Consider the following 22,361-nt stretch of genomic DNA (forward strand, 5'->3'; position numbering starts at 1 on the left):
ACTCTCTCATTTTCAATCGATTACATAAGAATTAACAGAGTATTGTAAAAATAGTATTATTTCTTTTCATAGAGATCGTGCTCATTCGTTTTTTAAGAAGCAGATCAACAAGCTTAGTTCTGTTCATAAGTATTCGGAAATAAACTTTCATTTGATTCTTTTTCCTGTTCCTGATAAAACAAAAATAGTAAACTGGTTTATTTCACAAGCAAAAAATCTCAAAAATGATGCAGACGAATGATATATATAATACATGTTTAGATATAAGTAATGTTCTAAATGCTGGTGATATAAGTAATGCAAGATCCAAAGTAATTACATTACTTCATGAGATTAATGGTACTAACAATAATTCATATATGGAATTAGTCAACCATCTTATTCGTGAAGTGGGGCTTTTACCGTATATTGATACATATACTGCATCTTGGGAAGATCGGTTTGTATGTGAAGTTTTTAAAGTTAATATTGGAGAAAGAAAACCTTGTGTCTTACATACTGCTCAATCACAGGTATTAAAGAAGTTATTAGAAGGGAAAAGCGTTGCGGTGAGTGCTCCTACAAGTTTTGGTAAAAGTTTTGTTATTGATGCATTTATTGCGATTAAACAACCAATTAATGTTGTAATATTAGTACCTACGGTTGCTCTTGCAGATGAAACAAGAAGACGAATTTGCCGAAAATTCTCTCATCAATATAAAATAATTACAACAACAGATGTAGAACTTGCGGAGAAAAACATATTGGTATTTCCGCAAGAAAGAGCTTTTGCCTATATAGATAAACTTCCTTCAATTGATATTCTAATCGTTGATGAGTTTTATAAGGCAAGTACAAATTTTGATCTTGAAAGAAGCTCCACTTTACTCAGTTCAATGGTAGAACTCGGAAAGAAAGCTAAACAAAGATATTATCTTGCCCCAAATATCCATGAAATAGAAGAAAATGTATTCACTGAAGGGATGACATTTCTGCGTATGGATTTTAAGACCGTTGTAACGCATGCATGGCGGTTATATAAAAGCAGACCAAAGAATGAAGATAAACAGAGTTTTAAGACACGTAAACTTATTGAATTAATAAATACAGGTATAGGTAAAGCTTTGATATATACCGGCACATATAAGGGAATTGAAGAAGTAACAACAATTCTTAACAGAAATTTATATAATAAAGACTCTGAACTGCTTGCTAATTTTTCTGATTGGCTGGAATGCAATTATGGAGAAAAGTATATTCTTAAAGATTTAGTCAAACATGGTATTGGTATTCATAATGGTCAGCTACATCGTTCTCTTAGTCAAATTCAAATAAAACTATTTGAAGAACAGAATGGGTTAGATTATTTGGTATCGACCTCGTCTATAATTGAAGGAGTAAATACTCAAGCAGAGAGTGTCGTTTTATGGTCAAATAAGAACGGGGCTCATAAGATTGATTATTTTACCTTTCGCAACATCATTGGACGCGCAGGCAGAATGTTTCGTTATTTTGTAGGTCGTGTCTATATGCTTGAAGAGCCACCAAGTCAAGAAAATACTAAATTGAGATTAGAGTTTCCTGATGATGTAGTAAAAAAACTTGATGGAAATGACCCCGGTATAAAATTGAATAATGAACAATATGTAAAAATTCAACGATATCAAGATGAAATGATAGAACTTCTTGGAACGGATATTTGGCATAGAATTGAAAGAATACCACAAATCAGAAGTTGTAAACCATCAATGTTAAAGATAATTGCGGAAAAATTGAAAACTGATTCCAATTGGCCAACAAATTGCGATGCTTTACAAAACAATAATACATGGGAATGGAGGGATGCTTTAGGAGATATCATAGAAATTTTGGAATATCATCGAAAAGGACATTTACGGTATTATGCATGTGCATGTAGTAATGGATGGAAAATGACTATAAAAGAGCTATATAACACAGTAAAAGATTATGGTATTACATATGAGGATATATTTACATTTGAAAGATATGTATCCTTTAATCTCTCATCTATTATTGCGGTAATTAATATTATACGTCAAGAACTTTATCCTAATTCCTCAAATATCGCCAATTTTGTATATAAAGCATCAAATGCCTTTTTACCTAAAATTGTATTTCAACTTGAAGAATACGGATTACCGAGGATGATTAGTAAAAAGATACAAAATGCAGGTCTTATAAATCTTGAAGACGATTCTAAAGAGATTACAATCGTTATACAGGAATTTAACACGATAGGAATTGAATACCTTGAACAAAAAATACCTAATCTCCATTCATTTGACAAATATATATTAAAACATTTTATGAACGGAATTCGTTGCATAACGACAAATCAAAAGAATTAAATAATAGCCATATTATTACCTCTATATTTTTTGAGATATGATATGGCTATTTAGATAAGGATCCATATAGAAATTCTTTCGTATAATTTTCATTTGATATCTTCAACAGTACGCAGTTTTTCCGTTCTGTATAAACATCACGTATGTTTGCCGCTTCTCTTGTGAGAGAACCTTTCCTACCAGCCACATGCGGAACAGGTAGGTGTTGTAGGTGTTCAGCCGAAAAGCAATCAGAATAATGATTTCAGGCGCGTACACGTCCGCGTACAGCCCGTTTTCAAGCTGCATGTAGCGGCACACCTTGTAGTCGTTCAGCACGTCAGACTTGCGGACGGCTTTGATGACGGCGTTCACTGCCGGGACGGTCGTATGGAACAGTCCGGCTATTTCGGTGGCGGTCATCCACACATCGTTACCGGTTACGCTGACCGCCTTGTCCTCTATGATGATTATGTCACGTTTCATGGCTCCTCTTTTTTAGATGGTGCAACCTGCAAATTCCTCGACGTTGTTTAACCTTGCGGCAAGGTTTTCCATATCCTGATTGAGTTTTTCTTTGGTTATCTTCGCGTAAATCTGCGTCGTCTTTATGCTCTTGTGTCCAAGCATGGAGCTGACCGTTTCGATGGGTACGCCGTTGGAAAGGAAAACTGTCGTGGCTGCCGTGTGGCGGCTTTGATGCCACGTGATATGCTTGGTGATGCCGCAACGCTTGGCGACGGCACGGATACCGGCAAGGCACGTGTTATAATGCGGAACGGGGAATATCCTGCCGTTCTCGCATAGCCCACGGTATTTGCCGATTATGCGGTTGGCGATGTCAAGCAGGCGGATGTTGGACACCACGCCCGTTTTCTTGCGGTTGATGTTTATCCACTCGTGTTCGTCGAAATAGGTACGGATATTCTCTTCCGTGAGGTTGCGCATATCCGCGAACGACAATCCGGTGAACGCACAGAACAGGTAGAGGTCGCGGTACAGTTCCTGTTTGGCGTTTTTCAGTTTCCCCTCCATCAGCAGGCGTATTTCGTCTTTGGTCAGGAAACTGCGTGTCGTTTCCTCCTTCTTGATTTCATACTCGCGGAACGGGTCGCGTGTCAGCCACTCGTTGTTGATGGCTATGAACACCATTGTCCGTAGCGGGCAGACGTACAGCCACACGGTATTGGTGCAGCAGTGCTTGTCCGTGCGCAGGAACATCTCGAAGTCGGAGATGAAAGCGGGAGTAAGCTCTTTTAGGGCGATGTCCTTCACATGGTAGCGGATGTCGAGGAACTCTTGCAGGTGCTTGTAAACGACACGGTACTTTTCCAGTGTACCTTTTGCTTTCATGCCTGCTTCCACCTGTTTCTCATAGTTCTCGTTGTGCCGACGGAACACCTGCATCAGCGTGTGGTAGCGGTGTTCCAGTCCGAGAAAGGCGTTCTTTACCTTCTCCGCCGTGACGAAGTTGTCACGCTCCATGATTTCCTGATAGTGTCTGTTGATGCGCACCCGCATCTTGTCAAGCATACGGTTCGTTTCGAGTGCCGCCGCGCTTCTGCCCGTGACACGTCCCCCTTTGGTGTCCCACAGCTTCGGATCGACACTCAACTTGCAACTGAACTGCGTCTGGCTGCCGTCCACCGTGATGCGTCCCATGACGGGAACCGTCCCGTCCTTTTTCACTACCTGACGCTTGAGGTAGTAGATTACTGAAAATGTACTCTTCATCGTTCTTAATTTTTGGATTTCAAAATTAGTTGGTGAAGAGTCCGGTGTCGGTACGCAAAACGGGGAGGAACGGCGCAATCTTTTTTCCGTAACCGTATTTGTTACGTGAGTTGTGGGTAACTCACTATAACATAGTGTCTTGTTTCGCCATTCGTACCCGTTTGTCGCATTTTCGGACATGGTTACGAACAAGTAACGTTGCGGCGTCAAGATTTGGCTTCGGCAAGGATTGTAATGGCTTCACGAATTATCGCCACTTTAACTAAAACCCTTGTAACTCAATTCTATCACTATATCTTTCCGCATTTCACTTTTTTGTAGTAACTTTGCTGAATATATATAAATCATATCGATATGAAAAAGATAATATCTTCATGGATAGGCATTTTTGTAGGTTGTACTATTCTGGCAGCAGGTTTTGTTTACTTTATCAATCCTTATAATCTTGTTCCTGGCGGGGTGTATGGAGCCAGTATTGTGCTTCATAATCTGTTCCCTTCTATTCAGGTAGGTACTTTCGGTTATATGTTTGATATTCCTTTGCTTATCATTTCCGTGCTGGTACTGGGAGCAAAATTGGGAGCACGTACTATCGTGGCGGCACTATTCACTCCGCTTGCCATGAATGTGCTGTCTCTCCTCTCCTATCCTTCTGAAGAAGCGCTCCATCAGTTGGACCCTACACAGTTGCTGGGTGGCAGTCTGAATATGTCCGACCATTTGATGCTGACTTCTGTGATTGGTGCGGTGGTTATCGGTATAGGCTGTGGTATTGTAGTGCGTAGCCGGGCTACTACAGGAGGTACGGATATTGTGGCGATGATATTGCAGAAATATTGCCATATACGTTTTTCAAAGGCGATACTGCTGGTAGATGGCATTGTGGTGGGATTCGGCCTATTGGTTATCGGTTTCGGTATCGGAAATCCGGATGATGCTACACAACCTTCGTGGCATTTGTCTTTCTATTCACTGATAGCTATTTTTGTCACTTCGAGGGTATTGGCCTATGTGATAAATGGGGAGAAGAATGACAAGATACTGTTTGTCATCAGTGATATGCGCCTTACCGCTTTGCACGACTATATTCTTAAAGATTTGGACCGTACAGCCACTTGCATCAAAAGTAGTGGTCTTTATACCAATGTAGACAAGGAAATGCTGTTTCTTGTGGTGAGTTACAAGGAAGTGGTAGGTATCAAGCAGAAGATAAGGGAAGTAGACCCAAAGGCTTTTGTAGTGGTTACCGATGCTTATGATGCATTTGGTGAAGGTTGGAAAGAGCTTCCGATGGCAGGAGAGGTACAACCCGAATAAGTAGTAATAAACAATTGTTCATTCTGTTATTAACTGAATATATAGCTTAATATCAATTATTTAATAACTAATTATTTGTGTTGCTAACATAGTTTTCAACATGGTGTTAACGATAAGTTTTTTGTTTGAATGAACGGTATTGTTGCGAAGTCGATGATGTGGAACTTATGGCATGGTTGCCATAAATTGAGTGCAGGTTGTAAGCATTGTTATGTTTATCGTGGTGATGCCCGGCGAGAGGTGGACAGTTCGGTGGTGGTGCGGACAAAAAACTTTGACCTGCCTTTGCGTAAAAAGCGTAACGGAGAATTCAAGATACCACCTGGAACATTTGTCTACACCTGCTTTACTTCCGATTTCTTTGTGGAAGATGCTGACAAATGGCGGGCCGAAGCATGGGAGATGATTCGTTGTCGCAGTGACCTGCATTTTATGATGATTACCAAGCGTATAGACCGTTTTTCTGACTGTCTGCCCGATGATTGGGGAGACGGATATGATAATGTAACCATTTGTTGTACGGTTGAAAACCAGGCTTGCGCCGATTATCGCTTGCCCATCTATAGGAGAGCTCCCATAAAGCATAAGATAATAATCTGTGAACCGCTGCTGGAAAGGATAGATTTAAGTACTTATGCTGTTGGCGAATGGATTGAACAGATAGTTGCAGGGGGAGAATCCGGTTACGAAGCCCGCCCTTGTGATTTTGAATGGGTGATGGACCTTCGCAGAATTTGTGTGGAAAATAAAGTGGACTTCTGGTTCAAGCAGACCGGTTCTAAGTTCGTCAAAGACGGAAAGACATATAATGTGAAACGCCAATTTCAACATTCGCAGGCACGCAAGGCGGGAATAAACATCAGTTTATAATTGTCCGCTTTCTACCATCAATATCACCCGTTCGGTCAATGCATCGTCTCCCATAGGGTCGTATTGTTTTTTTAGACTGGCGCCGAAGAGTGCGGCAAAAGTCTGGTAGAAACCGGCTTTGAAAGGGCCCATAAAAGCTTTTACCAGTTCATATCCGGTGGAGTTGGTCTGTCGGTCTACCAGTTTTATTAACAGTTTGCCTTGGGCAAAGGTAAGTTTCTTCATGCGGGGAGTGTATTGCTCCTTCAAGCTTTTCTCTACTGCTTTCATGTGTTTCTGGCGGGCTTTCTCGGTGGGCAGGGTCATCATGTATTCGTAGGTTTCAATGATGGCACGGTTAATCTCCTTGGAGATGGGAAGTACCTTCTTTACGTCACGAATGAGTTTGTAGTACTTGTTCATGTCGCGCTTGTTCTTGAATTTAAGCGGCTTGAAGATGTAGACAGTGGGGAGCTTGACATAAGGGATGGTATCTCCTTCGTAAACGCACATGGGAGTAAGATAGACACTCTTTTGCGCAGCAGACTGTGGTTGCTGCTGTGCAAAGCATTTCAGGCTTCCGAGAGAAAGAAACATGATGAGTATTACTATGTTAAGCCTTGCGTTCATGTTGCAAAAGTACACCATTCTGTGTAATGTTGTTGCATCATGTTGATTTTTCCTTGCTCAATTAACTTATTTAAGGTAACTTCGCTTCCCAAAACATGAAAGTGACCTACTATTAATGGAATTACTCAAGATAGGAGTTTTTGTAAGTATGCTGTCAATGACTCCTATGCTTGAAGCTCAAAATATATCCGGCCTTCAGAAAGAACAGCCTTTACTTCTTTTGGAAGAAAATTTGGAACAACTCTCCATCGGGAATGAGGAAGAATACGGTTGGGAAGATGAATTGGAGGAGTTGTCCCGACGTCTGCAAGAGCCTGTCAACCTCAATGCCGCCACTAAACGGCAATTGGAGCAGTTTCCTTTTCTTACGGATATACAGATAGAGAATCTTCTGGCTTATGTCTATATACATGGACAGATGCAGACCATTTATGAATTGCAACTGGTGGAGGAGATGGATAAACGTACCATCGACCTACTGCTGCCCTTTGTCTGTGTGCGGGCAGTGAAAGCGGGTAGGGGGTATCCTGCTTTAAAATCTATACTGAAATACGGGAAACACGAAACATTGGCACGTTTGGATGTACCGTTCTATATCCGTAAAGGATATGAGAAGAATTACCTGGGACCTTCCCTTTACCATTCTTTGCGCTATAATTTTCATTATGGAGATTATCTCCAAATAGGCGTGACGGGAGAGAAGGATGCCGGAGAACCCTTCTTTGCCCTGCACAACAGAAAAGGCTATGATTACTATTCTTTCTATTTTCTGATAAAGAATCTGGGGCGGCTGAAGGCTTTGGCATTGGGCAATTACCGTCTGAGCTTCGGGCAGGGACTGGTACTTAGTACGGATTTTCGTTTAGGAAAAACATTCTCTATGTCTACAACAGAATATCGTACCGGAGGCATCCGTAAGCATAGTTCTACCGATGAGTACAATTATTTCCGGGGAGTGGCGGCAACGGTGGGAGTATTGCCTTACTTGGATATTTCGGCTTTCTATTCGCATCGCTCCATGGACGGTGTGGTGGAGGATGGCGAGATAACTTCCATTTACAAGACGGGATTGCATCGCACGCAGAAGGAGGCAGATAAAATGAATGCCTTTGCCTTGCAGGTGATAGGTGGAAACATGACCTATGAAAAGAACTCTCTGAAGGTGGGAGTGACGGGGATTTACTATTTTTTCAACCATCCTTACAAGCCTCGGTTGAACAAGTATGCAAAGTACAATCTTCATGGAAGTGATTTCTATAATGTGGGCATGGATTATAGGTATCGTCTGGGCCGTTTTGTCTGGGTGGGGGAAGCGGCAACCGGCAGTAAAGGCTATGCGTTGCTGAACCGGCTGAAGTATAATCTTTCTTCCGATTATCATCTGCTACTTGTTCACCGGTATTATTCATATGATTATTGGACTTTGTTTGGGCGTTCCTTTGGCGAAAGCAGTATGCCGCAGAATGAGAACGGATGGTATCTGGCAGCAGAGGCCACACCTTTCGCCCGGTGGAAGTTTTTCACTTCACTGGATGTGTTTTCTTTTCCTTGGTGGAAATACCGTATAAGTAAGCCCTCAAAGGGAGTGGATGCCATGTTTCAGGTTACTTATACTCCTCGAAAGAGCCTTTCGATGTATTTTAATTATCGGTACAAACAGAAAGAAAGAGACGTGACGGGTACAAGCGGTGCAGTTATCGAACCTATCTATCACCATAAACTCCGTTATCGGCTGACCTATATGCCGGGAAGATATATCTTTCGTACTACAATAGATTATAACCACTTCCGTCAGCAGGATGGGGAAGGGTATCGCTTTGATAGACGGCAAGGTTATCAGTGTACTCAATTTTGCTCGTACACTTTCCCCTTCCCTCTGTCAGTTTCCGTGCAGGGAACCTGGTTTCATACGGACGATTACGATTCGCGTGTTTACGCCTCCGAGTGTGGATTGTTATATACTTTCTATACCCCTTCCTTCTATGGCAAAGGGTTCCGTTACTCCGCTCATCTGCGATATGATTTGAGTAAGAACTTCATGTTTCTTGCCAAATTCGGACAGACGGTTTATCAGGATAGGGAGACGATTGGTTCGGGCAATGATGAGATACCGGGAAATAGGAAAGCGGACTTGCAGATGCAACTGCGTATCAAGTTTTAGAGGAATGATTGATAGCTTTTTTATTTCTTTCTTTATCTTTGTCCGTATGATAATCCAAGGATGAACTCTGGAGTGCTAAGATTAGTAGATACTCGGAGTATTAAATAGTAAATAGTAAATAGTAAATAGTAAATCGTCAAATAGTAAATAGTATGACTGTCATTTATCCATCCCCCATATTCGGTCCCGTTCATTCCCGCCGTCTGGGAGTATCTTTGGGAATAAATTTATTGCCGGCAGACGGCAAAGTATGCACCTTCGACTGTATTTACTGTGAATGTGGCTTCAATGCCGACCATCGTCCCAAACAGCCGTTGCCTACGCGCGAAGAAGTCCGTTCGGCCCTTGAAGCCCGCCTGCGGGACATGCAGCAAAACGGACCTACACCGGATGTACTGACTTTTGCCGGTAATGGAGAACCGACGGCACATCCCCGTTTCCCCGAAATCATAGAAGATACACTTGCCTTGCGCGACAAGTATTTTCCGAATGCAAAGGTGAGCGTACTGAGCAATTCTACCTTTATTCATCGTCCTGCCGTATTCGAAGCTTTGAACAAGATTGACAACAACATCCTTAAACTGGATACGGTGGATGAAGAGTATGTCCGTGTACTTGACCGTCCTACCGGACATTACTCCATCCGGGAGATTATAGAAGGGATGAAAGCGTTCAAAGGGAACTGCATTATCCAGACCATGTTTCTCAAAGGAAGTTATAAAGGACAAGATATGGATAATACATCCGATAAATTTGTTCTTCCCTGGCTGGAAGCTGTCAAGGAGATTGCTCCCCGCCAAGTGATGATTTATACCATCGACCGTGAAACGCCCGACCATGATTTGCAGAAGGCCACTCATGAGGAACTGGATCGCATTGCAGAACGGATACGTGAAACGGGTATACCGGTAAGTGTTTCTTATTAATAATATACTTATGAAATCAATAGCAATTAAAGATTTAAGCGAGAACTTCTTCGAAGTGATAGGCAAAGAGTGGATGCTGGTTACGGCAGGCAGTAAAGAACATTTCAACACCATGACTGCCAGTTGGGGAGGTATTGGCTGGCTTTGGAACAAGCCGGTGGTGTTTGTCTTTATTCGTTCCGAGCGCTATACGTATGAGTTTATGGAGGAGAACGAATATTTCACCCTTTCTTTTTTAGGAAAGGAAAACCGGAGCATTTACAACCTTTGTGGCAGTAAATCGGGTAGGGAAGTGGATAAGGTAAAGGAAACTGGTCTGAATCCTATCGTTACCGAGCGGGGAAACATTCTCTTTGAGCAGGACCGCCTGGGATTGGAGTGCCGCAAGCTTTTCATTACCGATATGAAAGAAGAACTCTTTCTCGACCATTCCGTCTACGAGCGTTGGTATGGCGGTGACCACGGTGGATTGCACCGGGTTTATGTAGCCGAGATTGTAGATGCCTGGGTAAAGGAATAGCTCCTTTACCACAATTTCAAGTCATATTCGGCTTCCACCTTCTCTTCTATTTCATCCGGAAGGGCGGGGAAGAAGTCGATACCTGTAATACGTTCCACTTCGTCCACTGTATTGACGTAGCTGTCCAATGGATGATTGCCTGATGCATTCTTATAAATGAAGCCGATGGCTTTGGGGGGATTGCTGTCTGCACACAGAACGACCTTGAAGAATGCTTCGGGCACTGTAATTTTGTGCTTCTTACCAATGGTACGGTGACGTTGGTCATAGAGAATAGGACCGCATACAATGCATATCTTGCCTTCTTCTTGTGCCCAACGGCGGCATGACTCTTCCAGTTCTTTCCAGTCGCCACGGTTTAGATTGTGGTTCTGCGGGCAAATGTTTGTCATGTAGAAGCTCTCTTGCATGGCTTTCCAGTGCCAGCGGTTGTCACCGGTCGGACACATATGTCCGCGGTCCATGCCGGCTCCTTTGTAGTCATCGGTGGTTACTGCCTCGTGCTCAGGCAGGTCGGGGTCGGGCAGGAACTTGTCTGTACGGCTTTCACGCTCCACCAGTTTTTCGGGAATGAGTTCCCAGGCTACCCAGTTGGGTATCTTTAAATCTTTGTTGTAGGATACTGTGTAGCCTTTCCGCTGGAGAATCTGTTCGGAGACGTTCTTCAGCTTTGCCGGTATTTCAAGGCGTGTGCCTGCCGTGAGTTCTATTTTGGCAGGCGTAGAACTCTTTTGCCTGGCATCCGAAAGTATCTTTGCAACGGGTTCATAGGCAAGGCAGACCGCACATATAAACAATATAAGATAATAGACGCCTTGCGATTGTTTCTTTTTTTTTCGTGCCATGCCGGGATTAGTGTTGGATAATCATTTTGGCCCTTTCCAGTGCCACATTTATGTTCGGACAGATATTTTCTTCGCCCAACAGCTCATAGAAGCCCGATTTTTCCAGTACCTTATGTACCTTTTCATTGACACCGGAGAGCACAATGATTATTTTTTCCTTTTGGGACATCTCACAAAGGCTTGTCAAGTTGTGGATACCGGTAGAATCGATGAACGGAACTTTACGCATGCGGATGATGCGCACTTTGGGGCGGTCGCCCAGCCGCGCCATGATTTCTTCGAATTTGGTGGCGATGCCGAAGAAGTAAGGACCGTTTATTTCATATACTTCCACATCCTCGGGGATTATCAGGTGCTCGTCATTGCTTGCAATGTCCGATTCTGCATTCGGGTCTATTTCATCTTTGATGACGGATATTTCGGTAGTCTCCATGACGCGGCGCATAAACAGCACGCAGGCAATCACCAGACCTACTTCAATGGCAATAGTCAGGTCGAAGATGACGGTCAGGAAGAAAGTAATCAGCAGTACCGTGACATCCGATTTAGGATTCTTCAATAATGCCTTGAACGTACGCCAACCACTCATGTTATAGGATACTATGACCAGTACACCCGCCAGGCAAGCCATTGGGATATACTGTGCCAGCGGCATGAGGAACAGTAGGATAAGCAGCAATACCACTGCATGCACCATGCCTGCTACGGGAGTTTTTCCTCCGTTGTTGATGTTTGCCATGGTACGCGCGATGGCTCCGGTGGCAGGGATACCGCCAAACAGCGGGGTAGCCATGTTGGCAACACCTTGTGCTATCAGTTCCGTGTTGGAATCGTGTTTGTCGCCTATCACACCATCGGCCACGGTGGCAGACAGCAAAGATTCGATGGCACCCAGTACAGCGATTGTAATGGCTACGGGGAACAAGTTCTTTATCGCTTCCCAATCCAGGGTAGGCATCACGGCATCCGGCAGTTCGGCACGGATGCTGAAACGGTCGCCGATGGTATCGATACAATCAATGCCTCCATATACTTTCATCAGCCAGACTGCCACTGTCACCACGATGATGGCAATAAGTGACCCCGGAATCTTCTTCGAGAACCGCGGTGTAATGGCAATGATGAAGATGCTGACAATACTTACAATCGTGTTCCACCAGTTTACGGTATCGAAATGTCGGAAATAAATCATCCATTTTCCTACAAAGTCTCCCGGAACTTTCTCTCCTCCGAACGTCAGCCCGAAAATGTCGGCAATCTGCGTAGTGAAGATGGTGACGGCAATACCGCTTGTAAAACCTACGATGATGGGATAGGGGATAAACTTAATGACAGCTCCCAGCTTGAAAACTCCCAGCAGGATGAGCAGTACGCCTGCCATCAGTGTGGCGACAATAAGCCCCGATTCACCGTATTGCTGGATGATGCCATAGATAATGACGATGAACGCACCGGTCGGTCCTCCAATCTGTACCTTGCTCCCACCCATCAGGGAGATGATGAAACCGGCTATGATAGCCGTAATGATACCTTTCTCCGGTGATACGCCGGAGGCGATACCGAATGCAATGGCAAGCGGGAGGGCAACGATACCTACAATGATACCTGCCATCAGGTCTGCCATGAACAGTTCTTTAGAGTAATTTTTTAAAGCCGTGTATAGCTTTGGTCTGAATCCGAACGCTTTCATTATAATCTACTTTTTTATACGTTTTTTTATACAGAATGTAATGTATATATTGCAAATTGCCTGCAAAAGTAGATAAAATAATGGATATTAGTGAACACAACTGTGATGTATTTTGTTTTCCTTATCAGATATGTGCTATTAATTATGTCTGAAATACCTCTTCGGGTTATCGGTGAAGATAGATTCTTTCTATAAGACGATAAATAAATCCGATGGGGCAGAGGTGTGATTATTCCAAACTAAATTCGTAATTTTGTGTTGTTTATAAACAGTACGAACGACATTTATACGTAATTATATTAACTAATAAAAAAAGAGACTATGGCTAAAAGTGTTAAAGGAACTCAGACTGAGAAGAATCTGCTGACTTCATTCGCTGGTGAATCACAAGCAAGAATGCGTTACACTTATTTTGCAAGTGTAGCCAAGAAAGAAGGTTACGAACAAATCGCCGCTATTTTCACAGAAACGGCTGACCAGGAAAAGGAACACGCTAAACGTATGTTCAAGTGGCTGGAAGGCGGTATGGTGGAAATCACCGCTTCTTATCCTGCAGGTGTTATCGGCACTACCCTGGAAAATCTTCAGGAAGCTGCTGCCGGCGAACACGAAGAATGGTCATTGGATTATCCTAAGTTTGCTGATATTGCAGACGAAGAAGGTTTCCCCGAAATCGCTCTTATGTACCGTAACATCGCCATTGCCGAAAAGGGACACGAAGAACGTTATCGCGCTTTTATCCAGAATATAGAGACTGCCAGCGTATTTGCCAAGGAAGGCGAAGTGGTATGGCAGTGCCGCAACTGTGGTTTCATCTACACCGGTAAGGAAGCTCCTCAGGTATGCCCGGCTTGCTTGCATCCGCAGGCTTACTTCGAAGTAAAGAAGTCAAACTATTGATGATAATTTCCTCATAGAGAGAACAAAGTCCCGCAGAGCGAAAGCAAGCTCTGCGGGGCTTTTTGTTTGCTGTGACAGTCATATAGCTTGTAATTGCTGCACATTTGCTGCAGCGTCACTGCAAACAAATTGCAGTGCGACTGCAAAACTGTTGCAGTGCTGTTGCAAATCAATTGCAGTGCTGCTGCAAACCGGTATGCAGTGACGCTGCAAAAAGTATGCAGTCGTTTTGCAGTGGCTGTACAGTACGACAGCAAGCTGTGTATGGCGATGCTGCAGCGGGCAGAGAAGGATTAATAGCCGGTTGTTGGAGATGTAGGGGGATTAATGGTTGCTTGGAACACTATTGAAAGTGCTTCATAACTGTTGGCAGCATCGGTTATTTCAAGCAGTTTCTCCCAGTTGGCTACCGGTTCCGTCTTGTGGTTGATGCGTTTTTCGGCTTTTATTCTTAATGTTCCGTCTTCAGTGGTGGCTTGGACAATGAAAGCACCGCAGTCGTTTTCTACTTTTACGTTCAGTCTTTCCAGGCCTTCGGGAGAAATTCGATAACCTTCCGGCAGATTGACTGTGATGTCCCATTGGTAACAACGGGGCATCTCCCAATAAATGTCCTCCTTGCGCAGGCGTTGTTCGCCTTTCAGCTCTGGCTGTGACCCTATCAACCGACCTACGGAGAGAACAAAGTTTGTACCCGCTTTCTTTACGTATCCGTCCAGTACATAGTCCACTTGATAGGCAAGTGCCGCACTGTCTGCCCGGTTTCCGATGCTGAAAAGCTGGTAGCCGAGGAGTGTTTCCAGTCCTTCTTCCGAGCCATGATAACCGATGATTTCATTACGGTAACGCTCTTTCTCCTGCTCCCGTTCACGGCGGTAACTTTCGCGCAGGTCGGCATGGAATTTTTCTTTGGTTTCGTCGTAGATGGTGGCTGTAATACCCAGTTGGCGACGAACGGAGTTGTAAAGGTCCTCGTCCATAATGAGGTAGGGTTGGAAGTGTTCTTTCAGTGCACCGCTCATCTCTTCCCGGCGGCTGATGTGGAGAGTGGTGCCGCTTATAGAAGCGTTTATGGTAGCCATATCCCGGTTGTCTTGGGGGGTGGTGGAGGGAAGGGTAAGGCATGTGTTGTCTTCCAGTATGGCTTCTTCGCCTTGCAGGCTGGCAGGCACTTCACCGGGAACAGCATAGCAGGCCGGTGGAGTATAGCATTTTCCGTTGGATTCCAGATAGATAAACCAAGTGGTATTGCTGTAGTTGATGAGCTGGTCCAGAGGCTCCCGGGTATCTTTGGTCGTGATTCCTGTCCGGTGGGGAATACCTGCTTTTTCCAGAAGTTCGTGCATCAGCAGGATGAAACTGGCGGGAGTATAGTCTGCACCGTTTTCCATATACCGGTAATAGCAGTATTGGTAGAGATAGTCCATCAGTTTCTTATCGCTCCATCCTTCGGCTTGACGGGCTTTGAGGGCTTTGGATATTTCGCCTTTCCGTCCGCTGCGCAGACCGGACCAGTTGGTGCCGGGAGCCTTCATGGAGGCACGTGTGTCATCTGTCATCAGTTTTGGATTGGGGTTGGCATATAGTCCCGGCTTGCGGGCGCTGGGTGGCATCCAGGCATAGGGTGTCTTGCTGTTGTAGATGTACATCAGAATCATGGGCGTTTGCCGGGCACTGTTGTACCAGAAGTCGGGAATGACACGTCCGGAGTCTCCGGTATGCAAGTCGAGGATATGGTTTCCTTCGGTATCGGTGCTATGGTCGAAGTCCCTTGCTCCGTTCAGGCAACGGTAGAAAGTGCTCAGCTTGGGGTCTATCTCGCAATGGACGGAATAGGCAAGCAGAGGATAGCTGTCCATAAAGTAAAAACCGAAAGGTTCGGGGTTCTGGTTGTTCAGTATGGTGTATCGTACGAAGAACAAGTCGATGATGTCTCCGATTTCCAGTCCGGGTACGGCCAGCTTGTTCCATTTCTCTTGGATGTTGTGGCTACGTGGGTGGCTGCCTTCATCGGTTTCCATGTACTCCTGCGGGGCTGTTTCCTGAATTGTTCCGTCCGGTTTGATGATGCGCACACCCAGTATACGCTGTTGTTCATTGCGGGTGTAGCGTTCTTTTTCCTGGGAAAGGAAGCTGAACTGTGACATCTCTTCCAGTGCCCTTTGGCTGTTGATGTATACCATTTGGCGGTAGATGCTGCGGCAGGTTATCTGTTGTTTGGTCAATCCCATTCCCCACCAGTCCAACTTGGTTTTCCGGGTTACCTCCAGACGGCTGTGTGCGGCAAGGATAACGGCGGGTTCGTTTCTGTATTTCTCGGGTACAGTCATATTTTTAAAGTCGGGCAGGTTCAGCGACCATACTTCATTGCGCACTTCGCTTACGAGCGCAGCATATTTGTCTTCTTCCTTTTGGGCATTTAGTCCCGAAGTGGCAAGTAACATCAGCAGCAGTAGGAAAGAACGTGTTGTTTTCATGGTGATGGCGTTTTATGTTCAATTATTTGTTTAAAGGGTGCTTTGCCGGATTACTATCTGTTCGTTGCAGGCTTTTTTCCATTGTCGCAGGGCATCATTCCAAGCAGGGATAAGAGCAAGTGGAATACGTTTTCTGCGTATCTCCATCACTTTTCGGAAGTGGATATATCCTGCTCCGGCGCGGTAGGAGCAACTGAGGATGCCCTGATTCGTTTCAATGTGAAAGTCTGCAGGCAAATAAGACACGGCATATCCTTGTGGAATATCAATCGTTACCTCGCGTACAATACGGCATCTCCACGGCAGTAGGTAATCCTGCTTGCGGCGGGTGGTGTCAATGGGCTGGTGGAAGAAATCTTCGTGCGGGTCTGCTTCGAGGCAGTACTCTCCATCGGCCGATTGTACGGCAGCGGTATTGTTTATCTGATTGTTTAGCAGGTCTGTCTGCTTCTCCTTGGGGGTGTCATGGTAGAGACTGAGCAGGTATTCCTTGTATTCGCCCGTACTTACGCGGGTGGCGGTGCCTTTCAGGGTAGGGGGATTGCTGTCCGTCATCAAGCGATAGTGATAATTGAGACTGTCCGTAGAGGCGGAGGCATCCTGCTGGGGAAGAGTCAGTATCAGGCAGCTGTCTCCGTTTTCTACCAGTGCTTTTCGGCCTTGTATACCTTGGGGGATGTCTTCGGGCGGTAGGTATCGGTAGGTGGCATCCAGGCAATATCTTTTCCCTTGATGGAAAAGAAGGCAGAAGGCATGGTTGATGGCAGCCAGTGTCGGTACTTCGTCGGGAGAACTGGCGATGTCGTCCGTACCGATATAGGCCATTCGGGCATCGAATCCTTGGGCTTTCAGCAATGTGCGCAGCAGGAGTGCCATTCCCTTGCAGTCGCCGTAACGTTTGCGCAGCACTTCGGCAGGCCGGTCGGGCCGATGTCCTGCCAACCCGTTTTCAAAGGCGATGTAGCGTATGTTCTGCTGTACGTAGGCATAGGTACGGTGTATCTTCTCCAGTTCATCGGTGCATCCGGCAGTAATTTCATCCGTTAGCATTTCGGCTTGGGGGAGAGTGCAGTCCACCTCGGCCAGTCCGTTCAGCCAGCGGTACATATCCTGCACATCCGCAAAGGAACCGGTTACCAGCAGATGGGGATAGAGGCAGTTGTCTGCGGGAGCAGCTTCTTCCTTTCGGGTGGCAGGTACTCCTTTTAAGGTGTAGACAAAAAGGGAATCCCCTTCCTTGTTCACGCTCTTTTCACACCGGATACCGGGACCGAAGTTCTTCTCCACCAGCCGGAAACGGGACAATGCGGCAGGAATGGTGACGGTGATACGTTTCTTGCGGATGAAGTATTCCTCCGGAAAGTAGATGCGTGTAAAGTAGCGCAGGTCATGGAAGGTACGGCTGAACTGTACGGCCGCCTTTTTCCCCTGCCGGCTTAGGGAGAGGTTGAAGTAGCAGATGCGGGTATCGTCGAAGAATACATTTTCCGGTGTGGCATGGCGGTGGATGGCTTTGGGGGCAAGTACTCCCTTGGCTTTGGCTTCGTCCAGGGAGATGAATTCGCCATAGAACATATGAGGTTGTACGGTAGCTCCCATCCGCAAGGCTTCATATTCGGTCTTTCGGGTGTTTTGTACGATGGGGTTGTCTCCTGGTCCTTCTTTGAAAACATAGCTGTCTTCACAGCAGTTGATGATGATATTGTCGTCCATCGTCTGACTGTAGAGACAGCTTGAGAAAATATACAAAAAAATGAAAGAGAAATATTGTTTCCTCATGATGGAGAGGATTTATGTTTATTTCTTGGCGTGCGGATAGTCTATCGTGTAGTGCAGTCCGCGGCTTTCCTTGCGTTCCATGGCTTGCTTTGTTATCAGGTATCCTACGTTTATCATGTTGCGCAGTTCGCACAGCTCTCGGGTAGCCTTGCTCCGCTTGAAGAGTGCTTCTGTCTCCTCGTAAAGTATGTCCAGTCGGTTCCAGGCACGTGTCAACCGGGTATTGCTGCGGACAATGCCTACGTATGCCTCCATAATCTGGTTCACTTCCTTCATGCTTTGTGTGATGAGGACACGTTCTTCGGTGGAAATGGTACCTTCGTCGTTCCATTCGGGAATGTCTTCGTTGAAGTCATAACGTTCCAGTACGCTCAGCGCGTGTTTGGCTGCCGCGTCGGCATAAACCACGGCTTCAATCAGTGAGTTGCTTGCCAGACGGTTGCCGCCATGCAGTCCGGTGCACGAACATTCGCCGATGGCGTACAGGCGGCGGATGCTGCTCTGTCCGTCCAAATCCACCTTGATGCCACCGCAGAGATAATGGGCGGCGGGGGCTACCGGTATGTATTCCTTTGTAATGTCTATACCGATGCTGAGGCATTTCTTGTATATGTTAGGGAAGTGCTTCTTGGTTTCTTCGGGGTCTTTGTGGGTGACGTCCAGATACACATGGTCCTCACCGCGCTGTTTCATTTCGTTGTCGATGGCACGCGCCACGATGTCACGCGGGGCCAGTGAGAGTCGCGGGTCGTACTTCTGCATGAATTCTTTTCCGTCTTTGGTACGCAGCACGCCGCCATAACCGCGCATGGCTTCGGTGATGAGGAACGAGGGGCGGTCTCCCGGATGGAAAAGGGCTGTGGGATGGAACTGGATGAATTCCATGTCTTTCACTGCTCCCTTGGCACGGTAGACCATGGCAATGCCGTCTCCCGTGGCCACCAGCGGGTTGGTGGTATGGCGGTAAACGGCTTCGCAACCGCCCGTTGCCATGATGGTGACTTTGGAAAGGAAGGTATCCACCTCGCCCGTCGCTTCGTTCAGCACATAGGCACCGTAGCACTTGATGCCGGGGGTGTGGCGGGTAACGATGATTCCCTGGTGATGCTGGGTAATGATTTCCACAGCGTAATGGTCGGTCAGTACGGTGATGTTGGGGTGTTGCTTCACAGCTTCAATGAGGCTGGTCTGTATCTCTGCACCCGTATTGTCCTTATGGTGGAGGATGCGGAATTCGGAGTGGCCGCCTTCTTTGTGCAGGTCAAACTCTCCGTCCTCCTTTTTGTCGAAGTTCACTCCCCATTTGATAAGCTCCTTGATTTGTTCGGGGGCATTGCGCACCACCTTCTCTACGGCTTCACGGTCGCTTATCCAGTCACCCGCAATCATGGTATCTTCGATATGCTTTTCAAAATTGTCTACGGCCAGATTGGTGACAGAGGCGATACCTCCTTGTGCAAAATAAGTGTTTGCCTCTTCCAAACCTGCCTTACAAATGAGGGCTACTGTTCCTTTATGCGCTACTTTCAGCGCAAAACTCATACCGGCAAGTCCGGAGCCGATAACGAGAAAATCGAACTTTCTTACCATAGGTTTTGTGTATTAAACGCCGCAAAGATAGTGTAAACCAAACGTAGAGCAAAATAAGCGGGCTTATTTTTATTTGTTATGTAAGGTATTGTTTCAATACTTCATCCAGGGATTTTTCTTTGGGCAATTCCATGTTCTTGCGCATGCGCGAACGGACTACGTTTACACTATTCCGGTTGATTCCCATGATAAGGGCTATTTCGTCGGTACTTTGGTTCATGCAGATGAGCATGGCCAGCAATTCTTCGTTGCGGGTCAGTTGAGGATAACTTTCGCGGAGCTTGGGCAGATAAGAAGGATGTATGGTGGCAAACGACCGGCGGAATGTGTTCTCATCTTCCCTGCTGAGCAGGCTTTGCACGGTGAGCTGGCGAATGGAGTTGAGGTTATTGGTAGCCATGGCCCGTTCTATTTCTTCCGTCAGTTGTTCGTTGCGGCGGTTCAGGTCTTGCTGCCGGGTAATGAGGGTCTGTATTTCCCGTTTGTTGTTTTCTATAAGCTGGTGGTTGGCCTTCCTTCGGATGATGAAATAGGCTGTAGTGGTGATAAGTAGCAACAGTAATGTAATGGAGATGCAGATGTTGTAGAACAACTGCTGTTGCTGCCATTGCACTTGTGCCGAGAGCAGTTTGTTTTCTTTCTCTTTTTGGTTGGCATCAAACCGGATGTTGGCTGCTGCCACAGCACGTTTCTTTTCGTTATTGTCCAGAGAATCGGCAAACTGTCGGTTACGGATGTAGCAACGAGCAAAATCGTCGTTCATGCCTTTGGCCAGATAATAATCCATTAATATCTCGTTGGCATCGCGGCCTTCCATGAACTTCATGTTGATGAGGTCTTGTGCAGCCCGGTCTATCAGGTGTATGCCGTTTTGCTCCTTCCCGGTTTGCAGTAAGGCCCGGCCTAGGTGGAGGTTGAGTTGGTATTTGGCCCATTGGGGCATCCGCACGGTATCGGGACAGATGCTAAGGGCAAGTTGCAGTGCTTTTTCCAAAGAGTCGGGATAGTCCAGATAACTGTTTACCGTTTCTACTTTGTTTACGAATACACCCTTAAAGCTGTTTTGTATCATTGACAACTTTTCTCCCAGCCTGAGGTAGTGGAATACAGAGTCCTTTTGATTCATGTTACGAAAGATCTGGGCACGGTAGCGGTACAAGTCTCCCAGTCCGAAGCTGTCTTTCAGCATGGAGTAGTATTGGGCTTTTTTGTTCATTTCCAGGGCCTGGTCGTACATACCCAGTTCGGCGTAGAGATTAGCTTGTTCTCCGTAGGCAATCACTACATTTCCAGGTGCTATGCTGTCGTTGTAAGTGGCTATGGCTTCTTGGTTAGTGGCTATAGCTTTCTCGTATTCGCCACTGAGGTGGTAATAGATGCCCAACCGTGACATTATCCGCAGCATGTTCGGGAAGTTTCCGCCTTTCCGGTAGACATCTATTGCTTTTTCCAAGATTTGGATGGCTTTGGGTAGATTGTTTCCGGAGTACATGTAGACACCGCTTATGATTTCTGCCTGCCGGATAAAGTCATTGGCACTGGTACAGACCGGTAACTGGAGGTAGTCTTCTGCCAGTCGGACAGCTTCCGGGTTATTGCCATACAGTTGGTTCAGTCCGGCCTTGAAGCTCAGCAGTTCGTGCGGGCAATGTTCGCGGATGAGGGGATGGTTCCCAATGCTGTCCATATAGTCGATGCCGTCTTTGTATTGTTTGGTGTTTATGTAATTGTTCCCGCAGGCATTAAATATCTTGCGGGCATAGTAAATCAGGGTATCTGTAGTTCCGTTTTTTTCTGCCGATTCCAGGATTTCGGGCAAGGTCTGTTTGGCAAGATCCAACGTTTGTCGCGCTTTGTTTTCGAGTAGTAAGGCATTGATTTGTTGAAGGACATTGTTCCAATGCCTCATTTCGTCTTGTTCCGAAGAGGTGGAGCGGTTGGTGCAGGCTACAGCTACGAGAATCAGAAGTAAAAATGAAAGTTTTTTGGCATTCATATTTTGTGGACTGTTTGTTTTGTAAGGCAAAGATATAATTTCTTAATTTAAAATTTACAACAATGGACTTGTTTTTTGTTTCTTGTTAATTATTTGATAATAAATATAATATGAAATTGTATATCAGATTGTATATCGTATTCTTATGGTTAGGTTGTGCATATTTTGCAAATTTGTATAAAACGATTGTAAATATGTATAATGGTGAAATAAGATACAATGAAAACAAAGAAAACAGTGACACCTTTTAATATGCAGGAGATTGCCAGAGCTTTGCGCGAAATGATTTCGGAAGATTCTCCCAATGCTTCGGAGGCTTTGTTGTCCGGAACTCGTGAGGCTGTATTCCGTGAAATCTTTATTTTTCATTATCCTTCTTTTTTAGAGAAACTTTATCAGTCTATTCCGGAGGTGGATAAGGATGAAGAACTGATATGTATGCTGGTAGCTCTTGGACAGTCTGTAAAGGAGATTGCAGAACTGATTTATTTTTCGCCGGAACGGGTAGAATTGTTATGTGCTTCGGTCTGCCGCAAGATGAATGTGACGGAAGTTCGAGAAATGGAGATGCTAATGAAGAAGTTGTTATCATAAAAATACGTACCTTAGCGGCAAAAATC

At 45.4% G+C, this 22,361-nt stretch carries 18 protein-coding genes; 9 read left to right on the forward strand and 9 right to left on the reverse strand.

All coding sequences use genetic code 11. From position 1 onward, the window contains the following. Positions 1–224: 224 nt before the first annotated feature. Positions 225–2,348 (forward strand): DEAD/DEAH box helicase, encoded by a 2,124-nt coding sequence (locus tag DW896_RS11265; protein ID WP_004355287.1) that lies wholly within the window; start codon positions 225–227, stop codon positions 2,346–2,348. 102 nt (positions 2,349–2,450) lie between these two features. Here DW896_RS11265 and DW896_RS11270 read toward each other — a convergent pair whose 3' ends face one another. Both DW896_RS11270 and DW896_RS11275 read right to left on the reverse strand, forming a co-directional pair. Beyond that, on the reverse strand, positions 2,451–2,813 hold the full coding sequence (locus DW896_RS11270; RefSeq protein ID WP_002561010.1) for a hypothetical protein: 363 nt from the start codon (positions 2,811–2,813) through the stop codon (positions 2,451–2,453). A 12-nt stretch (positions 2,814–2,825) separates the two neighbouring features. Beyond that, complete coding sequence (locus DW896_RS11275) at positions 2,826–4,061, reverse strand: site-specific integrase (RefSeq protein WP_002561011.1); 1,236 nt, start codon at positions 4,059–4,061, stop codon at positions 2,826–2,828. A 354-nt stretch (positions 4,062–4,415) separates the two neighbouring features. On the opposite strand from DW896_RS11275, the gene DW896_RS11280 reads away from it, so the two are divergent. Both DW896_RS11280 and DW896_RS11285 read left to right on the forward strand, forming a co-directional pair. Continuing rightward, positions 4,416–5,378 carry a YitT family protein gene (locus tag DW896_RS11280; RefSeq protein WP_005825206.1) on the forward strand — a complete coding sequence of 321 codons (963 nt, stop codon included), beginning with the start codon at positions 4,416–4,418 and terminating at the stop codon, positions 5,376–5,378. 129 nt (positions 5,379–5,507) lie between these two features. Next, entirely contained in the window at positions 5,508–6,248 is a 741-nt protein-coding gene (locus tag DW896_RS11285) for a DUF5131 family protein (protein WP_044468589.1), read from the forward strand. On the opposite strand, the gene DW896_RS11290 is transcribed toward DW896_RS11285, so the two are convergent. Beyond that, positions 6,243–6,875, reverse strand: coding sequence for a DUF4294 domain-containing protein (locus tag DW896_RS11290; RefSeq protein WP_005833968.1), 633 nt, complete (start codon positions 6,873–6,875; stop codon positions 6,243–6,245). The genes DW896_RS11285 and DW896_RS11290 overlap by 6 nt on opposite strands. A gap of 97 nt (positions 6,876–6,972) precedes the next feature. Here DW896_RS11290 and DW896_RS11295 point away from each other — a divergent pair, with 97 nt between their 5' ends. The 3 genes from DW896_RS11295 (at position 6,973) to DW896_RS11305 (ending at position 10,464) form a co-directional block, all read left to right on the forward strand. Continuing rightward, on the forward strand, positions 6,973–9,018 hold the full coding sequence (locus tag DW896_RS11295) for a helix-hairpin-helix domain-containing protein (protein WP_117652793.1): 2,046 nt from the start codon (positions 6,973–6,975) through the stop codon (positions 9,016–9,018). 152 nt (positions 9,019–9,170) lie between these two features. Further along, positions 9,171–9,944 (forward strand): radical SAM protein, encoded by a 774-nt coding sequence (locus tag DW896_RS11300; protein WP_009037516.1) that lies wholly within the window; start codon positions 9,171–9,173, stop codon positions 9,942–9,944. A 10-nt stretch (positions 9,945–9,954) separates the two neighbouring features. Next, a complete protein-coding gene (locus DW896_RS11305; protein ID WP_009037517.1) occupies positions 9,955–10,464 on the forward strand; it encodes a flavin reductase family protein in 510 nt (169 codons plus the stop codon). Positions 10,465–10,469: 5 nt separating this feature from the next. On the opposite strand, the gene DW896_RS11310 is transcribed toward DW896_RS11305, so the two are convergent. Continuing rightward, a complete protein-coding gene (locus tag DW896_RS11310) occupies positions 10,470–11,309 on the reverse strand; it encodes a DNA/RNA non-specific endonuclease (protein ID WP_119993264.1) in 840 nt (279 codons plus the stop codon). A gap of 7 nt (positions 11,310–11,316) precedes the next feature. Further along, a complete protein-coding gene (locus DW896_RS11315) occupies positions 11,317–12,999 on the reverse strand; it encodes a SulP family inorganic anion transporter (RefSeq protein WP_119993266.1) in 1,683 nt (560 codons plus the stop codon). A 321-nt stretch (positions 13,000–13,320) separates the two neighbouring features. On the opposite strand from DW896_RS11315, the gene rbr reads away from it, so the two are divergent. Both rbr and DW896_RS21475 read left to right on the forward strand, forming a co-directional pair. Then, positions 13,321–13,899, forward strand: a complete 579-nt coding sequence (gene rbr / locus DW896_RS11320) for a rubrerythrin (RefSeq protein ID WP_005825226.1) — start codon at positions 13,321–13,323, stop codon at positions 13,897–13,899. 156 nt (positions 13,900–14,055) lie between these two features. Continuing rightward, a complete protein-coding gene (locus tag DW896_RS21475) occupies positions 14,056–14,196 on the forward strand; it encodes a hypothetical protein (protein WP_155270091.1) in 141 nt (46 codons plus the stop codon). Here DW896_RS21475 and DW896_RS11325 read toward each other — a convergent pair. The 4 genes from DW896_RS11325 to DW896_RS11340 all read right to left on the reverse strand — a co-directional run bounded on the left by DW896_RS11325 (position 14,193) and on the right by DW896_RS11340 (position 21,741). After that, positions 14,193–16,376 (reverse strand): DUF3857 domain-containing protein, encoded by a 2,184-nt coding sequence (locus DW896_RS11325; protein ID WP_119993268.1) that lies wholly within the window; start codon positions 16,374–16,376, stop codon positions 14,193–14,195. The genes DW896_RS21475 and DW896_RS11325 overlap by 4 nt on opposite strands. 30 nt (positions 16,377–16,406) lie before the next feature. Further along, positions 16,407–18,155: a transglutaminase domain-containing protein gene (locus DW896_RS11330; protein ID WP_119993271.1), complete on the reverse strand. Its 1,749-nt coding sequence runs from the start codon at positions 18,153–18,155 to the stop codon at positions 16,407–16,409. An 18-nt stretch (positions 18,156–18,173) separates the two neighbouring features. Then, a complete protein-coding gene (gene nadB / locus DW896_RS11335; protein ID WP_005825234.1) occupies positions 18,174–19,745 on the reverse strand; it encodes an L-aspartate oxidase in 1,572 nt (523 codons plus the stop codon). Between the two features lie 76 nt (positions 19,746–19,821). After that, positions 19,822–21,741, reverse strand: a complete 1,920-nt coding sequence (locus tag DW896_RS11340; RefSeq protein WP_005825236.1) for a tetratricopeptide repeat protein — start codon at positions 21,739–21,741, stop codon at positions 19,822–19,824. A 219-nt stretch (positions 21,742–21,960) separates the two neighbouring features. On the opposite strand from DW896_RS11340, the gene DW896_RS11345 reads away from it, so the two are divergent. Then, positions 21,961–22,335, forward strand: coding sequence for a hypothetical protein (locus tag DW896_RS11345; protein ID WP_005825238.1), 375 nt, complete (start codon positions 21,961–21,963; stop codon positions 22,333–22,335). Positions 22,336–22,361: the final 26 nt, after the last annotated feature.

This window comes from Bacteroides sp. AM41-16 (assembly GCF_003603495.1).
GTDB classification, from domain to species: domain Bacteria; phylum Bacteroidota; class Bacteroidia; order Bacteroidales; family Bacteroidaceae; genus Bacteroides; species Bacteroides uniformis.